This window comes from Phormidium pseudopriestleyi FRX01, from assembly GCF_017313335.1.
GTDB classification, from domain to species: domain Bacteria; phylum Cyanobacteriota; class Cyanobacteriia; order Cyanobacteriales; family Laspinemataceae; genus Laspinema; species Laspinema pseudopriestleyi.
In genome coordinates this window covers 1-3,992 of sequence record NZ_JAFLQW010000189.1, presented here as the reverse complement: position 1 = coordinate 3,992, position 3,992 = coordinate 1, and the positions used below count along the sequence as shown (strand labels likewise).

Genomic DNA, 3,992 nt, shown 5'->3' with positions numbered 1-3,992 from the left:
ATGAAAAAATGACCAGTTTGGGGCAGTTAGTTGCGGGAATTGCTCATGAAATTAATAATCCCGTGAGTTTTATTTACAGCAATCTCTCTCCCGCTACGGATTATTTTCAAAACATCCTGGATCTGTTGTCCCTGTATCAGGAAAAATATCCTGAATCAGACCCAGATATTGTGGACATGGAAACTCAAATTGACTTACCCTTTGTTAAAAAAGATTTGTTTAAACTCCTACATTCCATGAAATCAGGGGCCGATCGCATCCAGCGGATTGTCTTGAGTCTCCGGAATTTTTCCCGGTTAGATGAATCTCAATTGAAAGCAGTAGATATTCATGAAGGATTGGAAAGTACCCTGCTGATTCTACAACATCGCATCCAGGGTTCCTCGCCTCCATCTCACCAGATTGAGGTAATCAAAGACTATAGTAAAGTCCCTCCCGTTGAATGCTTGGCGGGGGAGATTAATCAAGTGTTTATGAATCTTCTCTCCAATGCTATTGATGCGATCGCAACCCATGTCCCCCCTGATTCAGGAACGATTCACATCCAAACGCGGGAACTAGAAGGCGAGCAAATTCAAATAACCATTACGGATAATGGCCGGGGTATTTCTCCGCAAGTTCAAAGTCAAATTTTGACCCCTTTTTTACCACCAAAACCGTCGGAAAAGGCACCGGGTTAGGGCTTTATATCAGTTATGAGACGATTGTTAAAAAGCATCATGGAACTCTGATATGTCATTCAACCCCAGGCGTTAGTACAACCTTTGAAATCACCCTTCCCCTTCACCATCCCTGAACCCCAACCTTGAGTGATTCCTCTTCCTTGCCTCGTCAATAGGGGTTGAACACAGGCTCACTGGCTAATATTTACAAATGATAGCATGGGGTATTTTTTGTATCTTTTTTTGCGTTTTTTATTTTTATAAAATTTAACAATTAGGGGTTCTTTCAGTAATTATATCTCACGATAAAGTTGAGCGTTCAAGATGTTTGTGTACTCCGCACCAGCTACGCCGCACAGCGAAGCCCGGGCTCAGGCTTTACGCCCTCCAAAAATGTACCCGAATAACCGTAGGAACCGCTATATATAATTTTACAATTATTAAAATAGTTCAATAACTAAATGTTCAAGATTAAATTATTAAAATTAGCTAATGTTTGATTATGGACGAGATAAAAATTGAATATTATCACACCCATACTTGAGAATCAGCCGTTCTTCGGGTTGTTTTAAGGCCGTTAATTGCTCAGGCTTTAAGTGATAATCACATTCAAATTGTAACCCGATTTTTTCCATGACTCGAATAGAGGCTTGATTAGCTTGTAATGCCCAAGCAATGATTCTCTCTACCCCCCACTGATTAAACCCTTGATCGCGGAGCGATCGCCCTCCTTCTGTACCATATCCCTTCCCCCAACTGGACTGCCGCAATCGATATCCTAGGGTAATCTCCCCCTCTCGAACGAGATTCGCAGCTACCCCAAAGGGACTGGTGATGGCGGGGTAAAAGTGAAACCAGCCGATCAACTCTCCGGTGACTTTTTCATGAGTAGCCCAAAACCCTAAATTTTCGTAATTTTCATAATAGTTTAAAATGTTGCCTAACCCTGCTTCAATGTCTGAAAAATTGCTAGGAATTCCGCCATTAATATAGCGCATCACCGCCGGGTCACTGTCTAATGCTAAAAGGTGATGAACATCAGTTTCGTTAAAATATCGCAGGATTAACCGCTCAGTTTCCAGGAAATTTTTCATTCTTTCTACCCAATTCAAACTGTCTCCATCTCTCAGCTAGAGGAATCGCTTTAAATCCTCTAGCTTGTGCTAATTTCTACGGGACTAAATCAGGGAAAACATGCTGAACATCAGGATGCAAAAGTTGATAGTTTTTCACATTCAGACCCTTGGCTAAAGCTGGATCGAATCCTAATGCTTTGATACCGTATTTGGCTAATTTCACCACATAAGGTAAGGTACTATTATTAAGGGCTTGGGTTGCGGTCCAAGGGACGGCACCGGGCATATTGGGTACGCCATAATGTACAACTCCGGCTTCAATATAAGTAGGATTTGTATGGGAAGTGGGGTGCAATGTTTCCACGCAACCCCCTTGATCCACTGCAACATCAATAATCACTGACCCGGGATGCATGGTTTCCACCACCTCACGCGGGACTAGAATTGGAGCACGACGTCCGGGAATGAGGACGGCACCAATCAGTAAGTCGGCGTTGGGAACGGTTGCCTCGATTTGTAAGGACTCGCTATACAGCAGTTCAACCCGGGACCCAAATAATGTTTCGAGATAGGCGAGGCGATCGACGTTGATATCCAAAATTTGCACTCGCGCCCCCATGCCCACGGCTATCCTGGCCGCTTCGGTGCCGACGATCCCTCCGCCTAAGATGACCACACGGCCCGGTTTGACGCCAGGAACGCCTCCTAAGAGGACTCCGCGACCCCCTTGTTGCCGTTCGAGGTATCTCGCGCCAAATTGCACGGAGAGACGACCGGCGATAATGCTCATGGGGGTGAGCAGGGGGAGTCGTTTATCTGGGAGTTCGACGGTTTCATAGGCGATCGCACAGACGCCAGATTCCATCAGGGTCTCGGTTAATTGGCGATCGGCTGCTAAATGTAGGTAAGTAAACAGCAGTTGCTCTTTGTGCAAATACCCATATTCCCCAGGTAAGGGTTCTTTGACCTTTACCACCAATTCCCGACTCCAAGCATCTTTGGCCCTGGGGACAATTTTCCCCCCACTATGCACATACTCTTGATCGCTGAATCCCGAACCCACCCCCGCATGGGTTTCGATAAAAACAGAATGTCCGTCTTCCGTGAGGACTCTGACGCTACTCGGACTCAATCCCACCCGATATTCCCGATCTTTTGTTTCTTTAGGGACGCCGATTTCCATGAATAACCTCTTGTGGTTCCGTTGTAATACCTTAATTTAGGAAATTTTAAAAGGATTCTTGTTGACGAATGAGTCAGTCTCCCTACAATAGAAGATGATAAATCGTTAAGAATTGTAAATTAACCGACTCACCATGACAGAACCCCAACCTATCGGACCTACGGTTACCCCGAAGCTGGAAGACCCAAAATTTGGCTTCAATAAGTATGCTGAACGCTTGAATGGTCGGGCGGCGATGATTGGTTTTGCCCTGACTCTGCTGATCGAATACCTCTCGGGACAAGGATTGCTGTCCTGGTTGGGCCTCAATTAGGTCATCTTGTGAAGTGGTCGGGTGGGCAATTCCCACCCGATGCCTAGACTCGCCGAGGGGGAATCCGGTCGAGTTTAAAACCTCACGGGAGAATTGAAAGAACTCCGGAATGCGATCGCCTTCAGCAGAAACCATCAGTAGGTTGAGCCCATTGGACCCCGAGTTCAACAGATTACCTGGGGAGGCGATCGCCCTTTTGAGCTAAACCCCCAAACGTTACAGTACAATCAACCCTTGAAACGTTACAATGAAAAGGGGGAACGGGCCTTGCCCACCTCCAAAACTTGGGGCTCAACTTTAAATTTTAACCCTAGAAAAAAATTACCCGCAAGAGATAAAACACTAACTATGATGAATCCTGGATTGATTAGATTTCTAAAGTCGGCCTACCGTCAAGAACCTATTACTAGCTTTATCGTGATTGTCGGTGCCGTAGATGCAGCCCTCGGAGGAATTGACCACAGCGTTTCTCTGTTTAGTTTTGGCATCGTCCTGGTAACCGTGGCCTTAGCTTTACGATGGTGGCAACTCCAACGCAGCCAACCTTTAGATCGCGAACGAGTGCCGGAACATTATCTCCCCCCGGCTTCTTCTCGTCAACCCCTCCCCTTATTGATGATTTGTGACCACAACACGCACTGAACGGAATACCGTTACAGTGCGGGCTTCTTAAGAAATTAAGGAGCGTGTCATTAGCCTGAGTAATTCGTTAAGCCAGGATTACTACGTTACTCCAGAATATATAGGCACTTTGGGAT

Annotated in this window: 4 protein-coding genes and 1 pseudogene; 3 read left to right on the top strand and 2 right to left on the bottom strand. The window is 45.7% G+C overall.

Annotated features, from left to right (window positions below; all coding sequences use genetic code 11):
- The first annotated feature begins 8 nt into the window (after window positions 1–8).
- Window positions 9–796 (top strand): annotated as a pseudogene (locus J0895_RS06795) (sensor histidine kinase).
- A gap of 366 nt (window positions 797–1,162) precedes the next feature.
- Here the strand turns inward: J0895_RS06795 and J0895_RS06790 are convergent.
- Entirely contained in the window at window positions 1,163–1,756 is a 594-nt protein-coding gene (locus tag J0895_RS06790; protein ID WP_207087347.1) for a GNAT family N-acetyltransferase, read from the bottom strand.
- 76 nt (window positions 1,757–1,832) lie between these two features.
- A complete protein-coding gene (gene ald / locus J0895_RS06785) occupies window positions 1,833–2,921 on the bottom strand; it encodes an alanine dehydrogenase (RefSeq protein WP_207087346.1) in 1,089 nt (362 codons plus the stop codon).
- A gap of 133 nt (window positions 2,922–3,054) precedes the next feature.
- On the opposite strand from ald, the gene J0895_RS06780 reads away from it, so the two are divergent.
- Together J0895_RS06780 and J0895_RS06775 are read left to right on the top strand one after the other, a co-directional pair.
- Window positions 3,055–3,234 carry a hypothetical protein gene (locus J0895_RS06780; RefSeq protein WP_207087345.1) on the top strand — a complete coding sequence of 60 codons (180 nt, stop codon included), beginning with the start codon at window positions 3,055–3,057 and terminating at the stop codon, window positions 3,232–3,234.
- 348 nt (window positions 3,235–3,582) lie between these two features.
- Window positions 3,583–3,876: a hypothetical protein gene (locus J0895_RS06775; RefSeq protein ID WP_422894315.1), complete on the top strand. Its 294-nt coding sequence runs from the start codon at window positions 3,583–3,585 to the stop codon at window positions 3,874–3,876.
- Window positions 3,877–3,992 lie beyond the last annotated feature (116 nt).